The 15,599-nt window shown below is 44.4% G+C and carries 9 protein-coding genes; 3 read left to right on the forward strand and 6 right to left on the reverse strand.

The features are described from left to right. Nucleotides 1–41: 41 nt before the first annotated feature. From CLV42_RS00530 to CLV42_RS00545, 4 genes are all read right to left on the reverse strand, one after another. Entirely contained in the window at nucleotides 42–1,616 is a 1,575-nt protein-coding gene (locus CLV42_RS00530) for a DHA2 family efflux MFS transporter permease subunit (protein ID WP_106599953.1), read from the reverse strand. Nucleotides 1,617–1,766: 150 nt separating this feature from the next. After that, complete coding sequence (locus CLV42_RS00535) at nucleotides 1,767–2,894, reverse strand: HlyD family secretion protein (RefSeq protein ID WP_106599954.1); 1,128 nt, start codon at nucleotides 2,892–2,894, stop codon at nucleotides 1,767–1,769. Nucleotides 2,895–2,937: 43 nt separating this feature from the next. Next, complete coding sequence (locus CLV42_RS00540) at nucleotides 2,938–4,305, reverse strand: TolC family protein (protein WP_106599955.1); 1,368 nt, start codon at nucleotides 4,303–4,305, stop codon at nucleotides 2,938–2,940. Further along, nucleotides 4,295–4,921 carry a TetR/AcrR family transcriptional regulator gene (locus tag CLV42_RS00545; protein WP_106599956.1) on the reverse strand — a complete coding sequence of 209 codons (627 nt, stop codon included), beginning with the start codon at nucleotides 4,919–4,921 and terminating at the stop codon, nucleotides 4,295–4,297. Before CLV42_RS00545 ends, CLV42_RS00540 begins: the two co-directional genes overlap by 11 nt. A gap of 948 nt (nucleotides 4,922–5,869) precedes the next feature. Between CLV42_RS00545 and CLV42_RS00550 the strand changes: the two genes are divergently transcribed. From CLV42_RS00550 to CLV42_RS00560, 3 genes are all read left to right on the forward strand, one after another. Continuing rightward, nucleotides 5,870–6,772 (forward strand): carbohydrate kinase family protein, encoded by a 903-nt coding sequence (locus CLV42_RS00550; RefSeq protein WP_106599957.1) that lies wholly within the window; start codon nucleotides 5,870–5,872, stop codon nucleotides 6,770–6,772. 181 nt (nucleotides 6,773–6,953) lie between these two features. Then, nucleotides 6,954–8,063 carry a carbohydrate-binding family 9-like protein gene (locus CLV42_RS00555; protein WP_106599958.1) on the forward strand — a complete coding sequence of 370 codons (1,110 nt, stop codon included), beginning with the start codon at nucleotides 6,954–6,956 and terminating at the stop codon, nucleotides 8,061–8,063. Further along, entirely contained in the window at nucleotides 8,056–9,144 is a 1,089-nt protein-coding gene (locus tag CLV42_RS00560; protein ID WP_106599959.1) for a family 10 glycosylhydrolase, read from the forward strand. The genes CLV42_RS00555 and CLV42_RS00560 overlap by 8 nt, the downstream gene beginning before the upstream one ends. Before the next feature lie 1,742 nt (nucleotides 9,145–10,886). Here CLV42_RS00560 and CLV42_RS00565 read toward each other — a convergent pair. Both CLV42_RS00565 and CLV42_RS00570 read right to left on the reverse strand, forming a co-directional pair. Beyond that, nucleotides 10,887–12,428 (reverse strand): RagB/SusD family nutrient uptake outer membrane protein, encoded by a 1,542-nt coding sequence (locus CLV42_RS00565; protein ID WP_106599960.1) that lies wholly within the window; start codon nucleotides 12,426–12,428, stop codon nucleotides 10,887–10,889. Between the two features lie 25 nt (nucleotides 12,429–12,453). Beyond that, entirely contained in the window at nucleotides 12,454–15,408 is a 2,955-nt protein-coding gene (locus CLV42_RS00570; protein WP_106599961.1) for a SusC/RagA family TonB-linked outer membrane protein, read from the reverse strand. Between the last annotated feature and the right edge of the window lie 191 nt (nucleotides 15,409–15,599).

Here is a 15,599-nt window from a genome sequence, read left to right on the forward strand (position 1 = left end):
CTACAACTGTTACACTGTTAGTAACATATCTTTAATATCTTTTAGTGCATAGCACTTGGATCCAGTTTCGTTTTCTTGCTGCCTTTCACCATCAACACAAATGGCACACAGATCAGGAACATTAAACCCAGGTACAGGAATACGTCCATGTATGACATTACAACAGACTGCTTCATTACGCTATATTCCAGTGACTGATAGGCACTTCCTAGGGCTTTTCTGGTATCCATTCCTTTTGCGGCAAAGCTGGCTGTCATCCCGGATACCCTGTTCATTACCGCTGGATTGTTAGTATCCAGTTTGCTCACCAGGTCCACACGATGCAGTTCATTGCGGCGGGAAACAAATGTGGTGATCAACGCCACTCCAAAGGAACCTCCCAACTGACGCATCATACCTGTGAAGGCAGCGCCTTGTCCTATCTGCTGACCTTTCAGTGTAGACAATGAAAGTGTTGTAATAGGAATGAACAACATACCCATGCCGACACCTCTTACAATGAGCATCCAGAAGAAGGCCTCTGATCCTGTATCCGGTGAAATGATCTTATATCCCCAAAAACAGAAGACAAAGAACAGGAACATGCCGATTGCTACCAGGTACTGCTGAGGTATTCCTTTTTCCAGCATTTTACCTATAAAAGGCATCATAAATGCCGTGGTCAGGGCTGCCGGTATCATCAACATACCTGATTGTGTAGCCGTCCAGCCGAGTGTACTCTGGGTGTAGAGAGGAATAATAAATGTAGATCCGTATAACCCGAAGCCCATCAGGAAGGAGAGCAAAGTACCTACCCGAAGATTCCCATTCCCGAGCACTCTTAATTCCACTATCGGACTCTTATATGATAGTTCTCTCCAGATAAAGAAGAAGAAGCCCAGTACTGCTGCAATACCTAATATCAATATCGTCGAGTCATTAAACCAGTCATCTTCCTGCCCACGTTCTAAGACGTACTGCAATGATCCCACCCCTAGAGCCAGAAGGCCAATTCCTAACCAGTCGACTTCACTCGCTGATTTCTTCTCACCATATTTAGGGCTTCTTACAAATTGAAGTGTAAGGAGGCTTGCTATTACACCAATAGGAATGTTTATATAAAAAATGTAAGGCCAGGCATAATGGTCTACTATATAACCACCTAAGGGAGGACCCAGTGTAGGGCCGATGATCACACCCAAACCATAGATTGCCTGTGCCATTCCTCTTTTTTCCGGCGGATAGCTTTCAGTAATAATGGTTTGTGAAGTTACCAGCAGCGCTCCACCGCCCAAGCCCTGTATAAAGCGGAATAATACGAGTTCCCATAAGGAAGTGGCATTTCCGCAAAGGAAGGAGGATATAGTAAAGATGATGATGGAAACTGCGAAGTAGTTACGACGTCCGAACTGTTGTGATAACCAGGTCGTCATCGGTACGATAATTACGTTACCGATCGCGTAAGCAGTGATCACCCAACCTATCTCACTCAGCGTGGCACCCATATTTCCGCGCATGTCATTCAATGCCACGTTCACAATGGTGGTATCCACGATCTCCAGCAAGGCGCAAAAGATGGCAGTAATTGTGATGATCACCCGCCGGGCCCCATATTCTACCAATGATTCTTGTTGCATCGCGTTTGTCAATTAGTTGTATAAAGATCAGTTACCGAATGTCCCCGCCTGGTGACACGAAATATGCTGTTGTATTTAAGACCAGACTAAGAATAATTCCATTTTGTTTTTCACCCGCACCACTCAAGCGGGGCCATTCGTGACTGAAAATTAGTCAAGGTGTACATCCACAACTACGTTCATACCTGGACGGAGTTGTTTTACTTCAGTTTGGTTCGGATCGTTGAATTCGATCTTCACTGGCAGACGTTGTACCACTTTTACGAAGTTACCTGAAGCATTATCAGGAGGCAGTAAGGCAAAACGTGCACCTGTAGCAGGGGAGAAGGATGTTACTTTACCCTCGATAGATTTGCCTGGGAACGCATCTACATGCACACTTACTTTCTGACCCAGTTTCATTTTGTCGAGCTGTGTTTCCTTAAAATTGGCCACTATCCATACGTCGTTAGATAATACCACGCTGAAGAGTGACTGACCTGCCTGCACCAGTTGTCCTGGCTGTACATATATCTTTGATACTTCTCCATCTTCAGGAGCAGTGATGATCGCATAGCTCGCCACCAGTTTTGCGTTATCTACTTCCGCCTGACGTTCCTTGATCACAGCTTTGGCCGCATTGATCTGTTCAGCAGTAGCATCACTTTGTGTAGATACTGCGCTTGTCTGACGGGCAGCTACTTTTTTCTGTTCTTCCAGTACATTCAGCTGGCGATCTGCAGTTTGTTTTGCAGCCAGGGCCTGCTCATATTGCTGCTGGGTAATAGAGTGATCCTTAATAAGGTTGCTGTAACGCTCGTAATCCTGATTAGCGCGCCATACATTTACTTTAGCTGCTTCGATCTGTGCATCTACCGCAGATATATTAGCCTGGGAAGATGAAACGTTTGAGCGGGCAGCTGTAGTAGTAGCTACTGCCACTTGTACATTTGCTTCAGCTGCTGCCAGCGCAGCTTCCGCCTGGGATACTTTTATCACCAGATCCCTGTCATCGAGAATAACCAGGGTATCTCCTTTCTTTACACGTTGGTTATCTTTTACACGAACCTCTTTCACATAGCCGGTTACTCTTGGAATTACCGGGCTTACGTTTGCTTCCACCTGTGCGTTATCGGTCTCTTCATGATGTTGCGCATGTATATATTTAGAGATACCGAATGCACCACCACCAATAACAAGGACTGCTAAAACGATGATGAAACGATAGTTCCTCTTTTTAGGAGCCTCATGAGCATTCTGGGAGCTTTTATTGTTAGTTGTAGCTGTTTGCGTTTCCATATAGTATATATATGATTAATACTTTTATTAAAATCCTGATTGATTATTTCCCGGCCTCTGCACCTGCTTCATTTAAAACACCTGCGGTTTCAAGTAGTTTTGTGTAGGCAACTATTGCGTCAGCTTTGGCGAAAGCGTAGTTCAGTTTTGCCTGTACATTTGCTACGTCAGCTTCCAGCAGATCTGTAGTTGTAGCCAGGTTATTCTCCTGTTTATTTTTTACGATCTTATAATTCTCACTTGCCTGGTCAATTGCCCTCATGTAGGCTTCAATCTTCTTCTGATTCACTAAATAATCCTGGAAGGCCTTATTGATGGAAAGGTGGATATTATCTGCCAGCAATTCCTCATTTACCTGCACTTCCTGCAATCTTACTTTGGCTTCAGTTACTTTTGATCCTGCTTTCCAGAGGGAAGAAGGGGAGTATTTAACACCAATACCCGCATTCAGCGCATTAGTTACGGTCAGGGCATTAGGTACTGTCAGCGCAACGTATCCACCGGTTAGTGCCACGGAAGGATAATATTCACCTTTAGCGGCTTTGATACCTGCATTGGCAGCTCTTTCACGGGCAGAGAGCGCAGCAGCATCCTTACGGTTCTGCAGGGCTATCTGTTCCCATTCAGCAACAGCTTTGGAGCCGGCTGGTATCTGTTCAAAAGTGGTAGTGTCGGCAGCCAGTACTGTTGTTTCTGGTAAACCCAGCAACAGGTTCATAGCAATATTGGCCAGTTTCAGATTGCTTTCTGCTTCCAGCAGTGATACCTCTACATTGGACTGTTGCAGCTGCACTTTTAATAAGTCGTTACGGGCCACAATACCGTTCTTTTCAAGATTGGTAAAATCTGTTACCCGCTGCTGCTGTTGTTTAAGGTTTTCCTGTACGAGTGTCACTGCCTGTTGCGCCTTATAGAGGTTGCTATAGGCATTGATCGTGTTCTGAATCACAGCCTCGCGATCTTTATCAGCATCCAGCTTTGCGGCTTCCGCAAGATATTTTGCTGATTCTTTCTGGCTCTGCACGATAAATCCTGAAAAGAGCGGCATGGAAACAGAAGCCATTGCATAAGCTACTGAATTCACTTTAGGAGATGATCCACCACCTGAACTATCGCCACCTCCCAGTTTCAATTTGAGATCTACGTTAGGCTCGTTGATGCGGAGGTAAGAAGCAGAAACGCTTACGTTTGGTAACTGCGCATCCCGTGAGGTCTTGACTGATGCCAGTGCTGCATCAATTTTGGTTTTGCTGAGTCTGAGTTCCTTACTGTTTTGTATACTAAGCGTTATGGCTTCTTTCAAAGACAGGTTCTTCTTGTCCTGCGCCTGGCTGCTGAGGTAAGGTAAAGTCAGCAGTAGAGCGCAAACTGTCAGAGACCATAGTCGCCTGTATGTGCTACTAAGCTTCATGGATTAGAATGGCTTTAAACAAATTTTTCAAATGATTGCTTGTATGACGGATTAGATATTCCTGTAGTTCTGTGTCTGTAAGATGCTCCAGATTGCTCATGCGTTGGAAATGGTGGCGGGTAGACATAATATGATTAGTCGTACCAACAAGGGTAACTACCATCATCATGATATCCACATCGTTTTTAAATACCCCACTTTCCTGTCCTTCATTAATGAAGGATTTGATCACATCGTGTACTTCCTTTTTATTTTCGTGAATAAGTTCGTTCACTGCTATATCTTCCTGGATCTGCGCCCTTATCATCATCAGATTGAAGCAGGGATTGCTCATTACACGGGTAACATATGTTTCCACCAATGCATCAAATCTTTCAACATATGAACGTGTGGTATCACTAAGCGTTGCAGTCAGTGTAATTTTCCAGGCGATGATCCTTTTCAGGAAGATGGCTTCAATTAATTTCTCCTTTGAGCCAAAGTAGTAAGATATCATTGCGATGTTCACATCAGCCTCATGAGCAATATCCCTCACCGAAGTGGCATGAAAACCGTGGGAAGCGAATAACTTCTCGGCAGCCTCCAGGATTGATAATTGCTTTTGATTGTATTCCATGTGTAACTCGAATTATGGCACAAAGTTAAACAAACATTTAATTTAATCAAACGACTGTTTAAATTCTTGGTAAGTTTAATACCTTTTTAAGCCATTTTTAAGGTATCAGGCCTTGCTAGGTTAATTTTAGCATGGATTACGCCAGAACACATTAAAGTTTTTTATTACTCTTCAAAATTGAGAGACTGCTTCTGAACTGAGTGAACAGAACGAACTAACAGTTTCAAAATGAACATAATGGACTCCTTGATTCCAAGATTTTCATTTTACTTTTGAGCCGTTAAAAAAAATTTGTGTCCCAATTCAATCAATTATTTATGCCAGATCTATTCCTAAGTAAGCTGACTTTCATTAACCAAACCATTCATTCATTATCTCGAACCAATACATTGTTATGTACCATACTTTAAGAAACTGCTGTTTATCAAGCCATTTGCCTGCATCCATTGCCAGGATCTATCCAAGCCTGTCTTTATATCTATTGTTTCAATTATACCTGTCTCTATATCTATACCTATTTTCTGGTCTGAACCTATCACTATATCTATCCATATCCATTATCTGAAAACGAAACCGGATTCAATCGTTCCGTCCAATCCGGACTAATTTTCCATTTTATTTCCTGTTCGTCGCACAGCTTTGACACTGTCATAGCCGGCGAGGTACAGCCATTTGCTTGTATTTAAGCTAAAGCATTGTAATTCTTTATAATGCCCCGGACGGGGGTTTGTACTTTCTTCTAATACACACCAAGGTTGATAAAATAGATGTTTACCCCGGAGCGCTTTCCAGCGCTCTGGTTTTTAACTTATTCTCTGTCAGAGCAGGGGGGATACCAGCTCCCGCTTCTGTTATAGGGCTGATCTGCCAGTTTAATAAGCGATTGCGCAGGAAAAGAGTATTATTATGTAACCAAAATATAATTACTGAGCACAAATACATTTAATTATGACGCAATATCAAGTAGCCTGTTTTGGAGAGGTGCTCTGGGATATTTTGCCGGATAAGGCCTTACCCGGAGGAGCACCGATGAATGTGGCCTATCACCTTCAGAAACTATCCATACCTGTGGCCATGATATCCAGCATTGGGGATGATGAACCCGGCCAGACATTACTGGAAATCATGAAGCAATATCAGCTAACAACCGACTATATTCAGACTGATCCTGTTCATGAAACGGGAAAAGTATATGCTCGTCCTTCAGCGGAAAATCCATTGGAGATGAAATATGAGATCGTGCAACCTGTGGCCTGGGATTATATTTCTTTTACTCCTGCCCTGCGGGAACTGGCACAGCAACCAGGAGGTACTTTCCTTGTTTTCGGTAGCCTGGCCAGCAGAAATATAGATAGCCGACAAACATTACTATCCTTATTGAAAGGGAACCGCACTTTTGTGCTGGATATTAACCTGCGTCCTCCTCATTTCGAACAGGAATTGCTGGTAGAGCTATTACATCATTGTCACATATTAAAGCTGAATGAGACAGAACTCGCCATTATCGGCGGCTGGCACCAGTGGCCGGATAATATAGAAGCACAGGCCAAAGCCCTGAGCACTCAGTATGCTATTCCTACCATTATCATTACGTTAGGGGAAAAGGGTGCCGCCTTATTAAAAGGAGGAAAATTCTATCAGCACCCCGGCTACCGGGTGAAGGTTGCCGATACAATCGGCAGCGGAGACGCATTCCTTGCAGGCTTTCTGTATAGCACTATAAAAAAATATGATCCTTTTGATACACTTTCTTTTTCATGCGCACTTGGTGCTGTAGTCGCCTCGTATCATGGAGGTTGTCCTGATTATCAGAGAGCAGAGATTACCCGACTGATGGCTGCTAACAAGTAAGCCCCTCATCTGCCGTCAACGGTTACAGGTGCGGACTCGCGAGATGCGGCCAGGCACATTTTAATAGCTTTTCAAACAGGGCATAATTTAATATTACGCCCTGTTTTGCATTTTAACCACTTAATTAAACCATTCATTGAAAAAACATAAATAACGCGCTCATCTTTCTTATATTTAGCGCATGTCTCAACTTATTCGTCATGTGATTACAGGATTGGGAATGGTATGCCTGTACCTTCCATCTTACGCACAACAAAAGCCGGCCTATGTGCCTCCCAGGCAGTATCACTCTTACCAGACCGAAAGTCCCATTAAAATAGATGGGATAGCAGATGAAAACGCATGGTCAAAAGCGGTATGGAGTGAAGACTTTACAGATATTGAAGGCGATAAACAACCCGCACCTGCTATGCGGACACGTCTGAAAATGCTGTGGGATAATCAGCACCTCTATATCCTTGCAGAACTGGAAGACCCACATATATGGGCCACCTTGCACCAGCACGATACGATCATCTTCCAGGATAACGATTTTGAAGTATTCGTAGACCCGGACGGAGACGGCGAAAAGTATTTTGAGATAGAGATCAATGCCCATAATACCATTATGGATCTCTTTATGTCGAAAGCATACCGGGTGGGAGGAGATGCCCTGATGACCTGGGATACCAGGGGCATGCAGACAGCGGTGCAGATAGACGGGACGTTAAATAATCCCCAGGACAAGGATAAAAAATGGACGGTGGAAATGGCCATTCCCTTCAGCGCATTTGCATTCTTCAACCAGGGGTTGCCTCCTAAAGACGGCGCCCGCTGGAGAATTAATTTTTCCCGTGTTGAATGGGATACCGATATTGTGAACGGACAGTATATCAAGCGTAAGGACCCTAAAACCGGCAGATCATTACCTGAGCATAACTGGGTATGGTCTCCGCAGGGCATCATTAATATGCATGCACCCGAAAAATGGGGTTACCTCTCTTTCGTTGCAAAACCGGCAGGCAGCGCTCCGGTTAGCTTACCACTGCCTGCTATTGAGGCTGCAAAGGAATACCTCTGGGATGTATACGCCAGGCAACTGCAATACCGCAGGAAGAATGGCCGCTATGCGTCTACCCTCGGTGCACTTGGTATATCTGCAACCACTATCAATGAGCAGGGAGCGACTTACACACTACAGATGGAAGGTATTACAGATCAATTCACAGCCACCCTGCTGAATAAAAACTCAAAAGAACGTTGTTCTATTAATCAAGAAGGGAAAATCTCTCAAAACTCGTCAAATGAATAAACGCAACTTCCTGAAATCAGTCGGTCTTGGTAGCCTGGCGGTCATGCAACCAACTATTCCGGCTTTATCTGCTTCCGCAAAAACATTATCCCAGCCGGCTAAAAAAACAGCCAGACACCGTGTCTGGATAAATCCTGATGAAAAAGATACCGTTGCCGAATTACAGCAACGTTATGCTGCTTACAAAAAAGCAGGCATTGGTGATATCTTCTTTGAAGCAGACAGTGAGAAGCATTTCAGAGCGGCGAAAGAGAATGGCATCATGGCGCACAGATGGATCTGGACAATGAATCGTGGTGAGAAAGAACTGCTGGCCGCCCATCCTGAGTGGTATGCAAAAAACAGAAAAGGTGAATCCTGCGCAACACATCCTCCTTATGTGGCGTACTACCGCTGGTTATGCCCCAGTAAACCGGAAGTTGTCAACTACCTGAAAGAACAGGCCGAAGCCGTACTCTCCAAAGACTATGTAGACGGTCTTCACCTGGATTATGTACGCTATTGCGATGTTGTGCTGCCTGTCAACCTGTGGAGTAATTACGGCATAGATCAATCCAGTGAATTACCTCAGTATGATTTCTGCTATTGCGAAACCTGCAGAGAGAAATATAAAGAGAAGAAAGGAGTAGACCCCCTGGATATGGAGCATCCGGACCAGATCCCTTCCTGGAGAAGATTCAGGTACGAGCGTATCACGAATGTAGTTACCAACCTCGCGCAGGTGGCCAAACAACATAAAAAGCCTATCACAGCTGCGGTGTTCCCAACACCTGATATTGCGAAACGCATTGTAAGACAGGATTGGACAAACTGGCCGCTGGACTCAGTTAATCCGATGATCTATCATGGCTTTTATAAGGAAGATGTAAACTGGATAGGTGAAGCAGTAGCAGAAGGTGTAAATGGTCTTCATGGAAAATTCCCGCTGTATGCAGGATTGTATCTGCCAGACTTCAAGGGTAAAATGGATGATCTTGAAAAAGGTATCCGTCTCGCATTACAAAACGGTGCCGCTGGTGTGTCATTGTTCGGAAGTGTAAATACAACTGTATTGGATACACTCAAAAAGGCAAGTGTATAGTGACCGCAACAATATGCTGTTTGCTAAAACTATATGCTGATTACTATCAAAAATATACCCGGGGATCACGATTGATCCCCGGTTTATTTTAAGATAACCCCATGTCACGAATAAATATTTTAAGAAATTTCAGGTATCAGAAATGATACCCGGTATCATACGAAACGATAAAATGAACACCTATGAAAATATTGCCAGGTACCAGGAATGGCACCCGGTTCAGACTATCATCTATTATGCTATTGAAGACAATATTCCCAGTTTAGAATATCTTCTGGATACAGTATCAGACACATATTAGATACAATAAGAGTTCCGGGAGCCAGGATTGGCTCCCGGTTAATCAAATTGAAAACCCCTAATGAACTAAGTAAATAGATGCGGCGCCTTTCATCAGACCAGTTCCAGATTACATCAGCGCCGCGTTTGTGCCAACATGTTCCTTTAATAATCTCATACTATTTTCATAATAATAATTTTAGTTACTGGCACATGGTCCTTTCCAACGTCCCCACTATATTCCATCTACACTCCACAATACCCGCCTACACATGCAATTGCAGCTACCCCCTTATGTCCGGCTAACATCACAGATCAGCACCATCGTTATCCCGCTCGACACACTACGCTACCACTAACATCATATCCATCCCTCTATCACATCACTCAATCATCCTATAATTATTCAATACACATATTCTCAACACAACCACATCATGTATCAACTGAACATTTTAGAGCCAGGAACCAAGAGTGGTTCCCGGGTTAAGATGTATTGTTTGTTATTGCGTTACAGCACATATAACATAACCCCTATTATTTAAACCAGTGCAATAAACTGCCCTAACAGTAAGTTGCTTACTGAATACATTTAATAGCTAAAGAAATCCCAGGCATCAAGACTAATGCCCGGTGCTTATGTTCGTTTGTTAAACCCTAATTACTAAATAGCCGGAAAACAAGGCAATAGAGCTGCGCGTCCATCTTGCAGGACACTAATCACTGTTTGCATGATACTGTGTTTTATCCCCCTTAATAACATATCTACTGAATAATATTTTGCATTCCCGATCAAGTAATTTCGTTGTATCATTTTCGTATAGGTATATGGTTAACTTAAAGTTGTTTTATTAAAATGCTATTGGCGTTAGCGACAACAGAACAAAAGTAAACCGGCTTTCCCAATTAACCTTGTATCATTACATTCATTAAACTAATAGCATTCATTTTATTCACTTTTTCTAGAAATCAGGCTATGAAGGAAAAAATTTGTAGTGCGGAAGTAATGATAATTAGCGTAGCAATAATGGAGATATTCAAAAAGAGTCAACAGATAACATTACTAAAAGCATAGGATCATCGACGATAGTACACATGCCTATTCCCGGTGGAGGTAACCAATCTATACCCCCAACCGGGCAATAAGCTGCATCAAAATTCCACCACAATTCCACTCTGCACTATCTTTATGCCTCCGCCATCTCTATAGCAGTTAGGGCATATCCCCCTTGTGTAGCAGGCCGATCACAATAGTAGCTCCGGCTACATTGCATCAGTGTAAGATGTAAATTTCAATGCATAGGTATCTTGTGTTAAAAGGGCATTCTGTTCATACGCTGCATCTCAGGAACAAATCACTTCCTGTATGATAACCCGCGTAAGATCAGCAGGCGATCATCTTCTAAATAAACAGGTAAAATGATCAGAAGAGACTGCATAATGCAGTCTCTTCTGAAAGAATATTAATAACCGTCGTTTTGTTTGAGGTTCTTATTAACAGCAAGATCACTGGTGGGTATTGGGAATAACAAATTCTTCGGATTATCGGAAGGTTTCAGCTGCCATACATCCAGGAACTTACCAAAGCGGATCAGGTCCTGTCTGCGCCATCCTTCCCAATAGAGTTCACGACCTCTCTCATCAAGCAGTTTGTTAAGATCCAGGGTAGCCCAGACACTGGCCTGGCGGTTAACTCTGATCTCGTTAACAATAGTCAGTGCTGCAGCTGCATTATTGGTACGCAACAGTGCTTCCGCTTTCATCAGCAGCACATCTGCATAACGCAGGAATACATAGTCGTTATTAGCATTATTACTGCTCTTGGTTTCATTGGATGTCATATCAGGCGGATATTTTACTACCCTGATACCTGTTACCTCCAGTGTATTCGGATCTGTTTCCTGTAGTTTCAGCTCTCTTGTGAAGGACAAGAGATTGCCCTTCCTGTCTTTCAGCGCTGTACCTGCAGCGTTATATTGCTGTCCAACCAGGAAGCCTACTTTCAGTCCGCTTTTTTCTGTCACACCCGGATAAGATCCTCCACGGCGTACATCGGTTGCTTCAAACTTGTCGTAGAAATCTGAGATGGTAGCATATCCATTCCAGCCGCTGGGATCCTGGTTGTAGTGCAGGGTAGGCGCCCAGTGACAAAACACTGCGTTCCCACTTCTTACAGTACTGAAGCCTGGACCATTCCGCTGGGTAAAGATGTTTTCTTTGGAGATAGCATCATTATTATAGGCGAAGTTGTCGAAGTAATTGGTCAGGCTATATTTACCACTTGCAGTAATAGCATCTGCCAGCTCAATCACCTTCTGCATATCTGCTGCATCAAATGTAGGCGCTGCTCTGTTGGCCCAGGCGCCTTTGTTGAGATAAACTTTCATCAACAGCGCTCTCGCGGCATTCTTATTAGCCGTATAAGCAGGCACGTTTGCATCCAGTGTGTTAATGACATCTGTCAGTTCACTAATGAGATACGCTGTAGCTTCTGCCGGCTGCATCACCCGCGGTGCATTCAACAGTGTATCGCCGGGATTGCGGAATGGTACCTGTCCCCAGCCATCCAGGACGGAGAACATCGCAAAAGCGCGCAGAAAACGGGCCTCTCCTGCCTGTTGTGCAGTAGGATTAAAACTCAGTACGTTGGATGCCAGGAACTGCAGCTGCAGAATATTGGAAAACGTATTGCTGATATACGTATGGTCTGGTGTCCAGTTGTGCAGTTTGAGTGCACGCCATACGCCGTTATCATCCCAGTCACCACCACGGGTAGGGGCCACGGCTTCATCCGCCGTCATTTCCTGTAATGCCCAAAAGTTGGATTGGTCCTGATAAGGCAATTGCAGACCATTATATGCTGAGATCAATAGTGCAGGAACCTTGATCAATGAATCTGCCTGCTCACGTGTCAGTGTGGACCCCAGCTCTTCATCGAGAGAGCAGGATGACATTCCACATCCGAACACAAGTGATAATATGATGAATGCTTTATTCAATCGCATAGTAGTAGTTTTTTAGATCAGTGAATTATAACGAGAAATTGATGCCTGCCAGAAAGTTCCTGGCTGTCGGATAAGGTGAATACTCGATACCCAGAGAGGTAACACCATTGATACTCTTATCTGTATTTACTTCAGGATCAAAACCGGTGTACTTCGTAATGATGAAGAGGTTTTGTCCGGTGATGTATACAGATGCATTCTTGATCACCTTTCCGATATTCCCGATACTATAACTGATAGTGGCATTATCCATCTTCATGAAATTGCCTTTTTCCAGGTAACGGCTGGATACTGTGATAGGGTTGGAAAGACTTTCCTTTGTACCCACCAGGTCAGCAGCGATATTCCTGGAGCCCAGGTTGTTGATAGGTAATACAGTATTGGCCGTATTATTATACAGGTCGAAACCATACGCGCCGTGCATACTGATATTCAGTGCCCAGTGTTTATAGTTTACAGCAGTGATAATACCCAACATTGTTTTAGGATTAGGATCTCCCAGGTAGAACAGGCTGTTACCACCATTGGTGTATTTACCCTGGCCATTGTCATCAAAACCTTCAAATTTTCTCAGGTAGAAAGAGTTCAAAGGCTGATTGTTGGTGAGGCGCTGCGCATATGCGTCAGACACACCCTGTCCGCTGATAGAACCCGTCAGCACCGGAGGACCGTCGTAGTTTTCCAGTCTGTTCTTCAGGAAAGTAGCGTTCACCCCGAGGTTCCATGTAAAGTCCTTCGTAGATACAACATCTCCGCGTAATACTATTTCCACCCCTTTATTGATCACGTTAGCCGGCAGGTTGATCCAGTAATTGGAAGCCGGAGCTGGCTGGATAGCAGGGAAGTTGAACAGCAGGTCGGAGGTATTCTTATGGAAGTAATCTATACTACCATATAATCTGCCACCAAAGAAAGTATAGTCAATACCGGCGTTCAGCTGTTTGGAGCTTTCCCATTTCAGGTTAGGGTTGGCCACATTGCTAAGACTGGCGCCTCCATTTGAATTGAGCGTGTATTGTTCCTGAGCAGCACCTGCAGGGAATTCCTGGTTACCGGTGATACCCCAGCCCACACGTAATGCCAACTGGTTGATGGTTTTATTATCCTTCAGGAAAGCCTCGTTACTCAGGTTCCATTTGGCAGCAAATGAAGGGAAATAACCGTATTTGTTGTTAGAACCGAACTTGCTTGAACCATCTGCCCTCAGGGTAGCGGTCAACAGGTATTTATCCAGGAAGTTCAGGTTAGCCCTACCGAAATAGGACTGTAGCTCAGATTTTGGATTGCGGAAGGAGCTCAGGAATGTATTGGTCTGTGTAGGGTTCTGGAGGATGTCTGTATATTTCAGCTCATCCGTAGTAAATCCAAGACCACCCACAGATCTGCCTTTGTAATCAAATTTCTGACGCTCATATCCGATCACGGCGCCCAGGAAGAGGGCAGGAGTGATCTGCTTATTAAAGTTCAGGGTATGTGTCATCAGTTGGGAGGTCAATGTATTGTTGCCGTAATAGGCCTGACCGTTACCAAATACCTGGTCTATATTAATAAAAGAAGCGATCTGTGTTTCCCTTTCGCCTACCTGGTGATTGATGCTGTAGGTAAAACGATACTCCAACTCATCGGTAAATTTGTAAGAAGGAGACACACTTGCCAGGATACTGTTAATGTTCACTTTATCGTCATAAGCAGCTGACATGGCTTCCGGATTGATAGCGGAACCAACACCTAACAAATTAAATGAACCATCAGGCTTACGCAGTGCCAATGTAGGGTTCCATTGTAAGGCCTGCCCGATCAGGCTACCAGTAAAACCAGCATTGCTGGTAATAGGGGCAATCTGCTCAGTAGTATGTGCTGCCTGGATATAGTAGTCTACACCCAGTCTTTTATTGTCCAGCAGTTTATATTGACCATTCAGGTTGGCAGTATATTTCTTCAAGCCGGTTTTCTTAACGATACCCTGTTGATCCAGCATACCGAAAGAGGCCCTGTAAACGCCTGTTTCACTGCCTCCGCTGATACCCACGTTCACATTGTGAGTAACGCCTGTACGAAGAATACTTTGCATTGCGTCTACGCTGGAACCTTCGTCGCCGCCTGCCAGATTATATTGTTTGAGTGCGCTTCTGTAACCAGCAGCATCGAGTACATCCAGCTTTTTCAGGATCTTACTCATACCGGCAGAGTAGCTTACATCCAGACGCGGTGTTCCCACTGCACCTTTTTTGGTGGTGATGATCACTACGCCATTGGCGCCTCTTGCACCATAAATAGCAGTAGCAGACGCGTCTTTCAATACATCCATAGAGAGGATGTCGAAGGAATTGATAAAGTTCAGCGGGTTGGCATCCGGAGTCTGGCCCAAACCATTAGCGCTTACGGAAGGCTTGGCGGTACGACCATCCAATGGCATCCCATCCACTACATACAGTGGTTGGTTGCCCGTTCTTACGGAAGAGTTACCCCTGATCCTTACCGTTGTAGCGCCACCTGGTGCACCACTGTTGGCAACCACCATCAGACCGGCCACCTTACCCTGGATCAACTGATCGGGAGCGGTTACGATACCTTTGTTAAAATCGGCTGATTTGATGGATACTACGGAACCGGTCAGGTCTTTCTTCCGGGTAGTACCATAACCCACTACTACCACGTCTGTCAGGGTAGTACTGGTGGGCACCAGTGAAATAGAAAAATCTGACTTGCCTGCAATGGCAATTTGCTGTTGCACATAGCCAACAAAAGAAACCACCAGTGTGGTAGCGCTGGCGGGTACATTTAATTTGAATGTGCCATCTGCAGTTGTGGCCGTACCAGTGCTGGTACCTTTTACCTGCACAGTAGCGCCGGGAACAGGGTTACCATTTTCGTCCGTGATCTTACCGGTCACGGGCTTGGTCTGCGCGCTGGCTAGCCCTGCTATAAGCAGTAATAACGAGCATAACAGACGCACCTTGCGAAATAGAAGATTGGTCATAGATCAGTTTTTATTGGTTTGTGGAATATTGATGCCTGAATGAATGGGTCTGGCAAGCCTGGCAGCTCGCCAAACGTGGAATACTTAACCCTGCACCGATTGTCTTCACAACGTGATTAATGTCATCTGCAATAAGTCCTGACTAAAGCTTGATTAAGGCCGTGAATGTTTGTTTCATAACTGGATTTTGA

It is taken from the genome of Chitinophaga ginsengisoli (assembly GCF_003014595.1).
GTDB lineage: Bacteria > Bacteroidota > Bacteroidia > Chitinophagales > Chitinophagaceae > Chitinophaga > Chitinophaga ginsengisoli.

Coding starts and splice junctions, on each gene's coding strand:
- CLV42_RS00530 (WP_106599953.1), bottom strand. CDS start 1,616: ATGCAACAAGAATCATTGGTAGAATATGGGGCCCGGCGGGTGATCATC.
- CLV42_RS00535 (WP_106599954.1), bottom strand. CDS start 2,894: ATGGAAACGCAAACAGCTACAACTAACAATAAAAGCTCCCAGAATGCT.
- CLV42_RS00540 (WP_106599955.1), bottom strand. CDS start 4,305: ATGAAGCTTAGTAGCACATACAGGCGACTATGGTCTCTGACAGTTTGC.
- CLV42_RS00545 (WP_106599956.1), bottom strand. CDS start 4,921: ATGGAATACAATCAAAAGCAATTATCAATCCTGGAGGCTGCCGAGAAG.
- CLV42_RS00550 (WP_106599957.1), top strand. CDS start 5,870: ATGACGCAATATCAAGTAGCCTGTTTTGGAGAGGTGCTCTGGGATATT.
- CLV42_RS00555 (WP_106599958.1), top strand. CDS start 6,954: ATGTCTCAACTTATTCGTCATGTGATTACAGGATTGGGAATGGTATGC.
- CLV42_RS00560 (WP_106599959.1), top strand. CDS start 8,056: ATGAATAAACGCAACTTCCTGAAATCAGTCGGTCTTGGTAGCCTGGCG.
- CLV42_RS00565 (WP_106599960.1), bottom strand. CDS start 12,428: ATGCGATTGAATAAAGCATTCATCATATTATCACTTGTGTTCGGATGT.
- CLV42_RS00570 (WP_106599961.1), bottom strand. CDS start 15,408: ATGACCAATCTTCTATTTCGCAAGGTGCGTCTGTTATGCTCGTTATTA.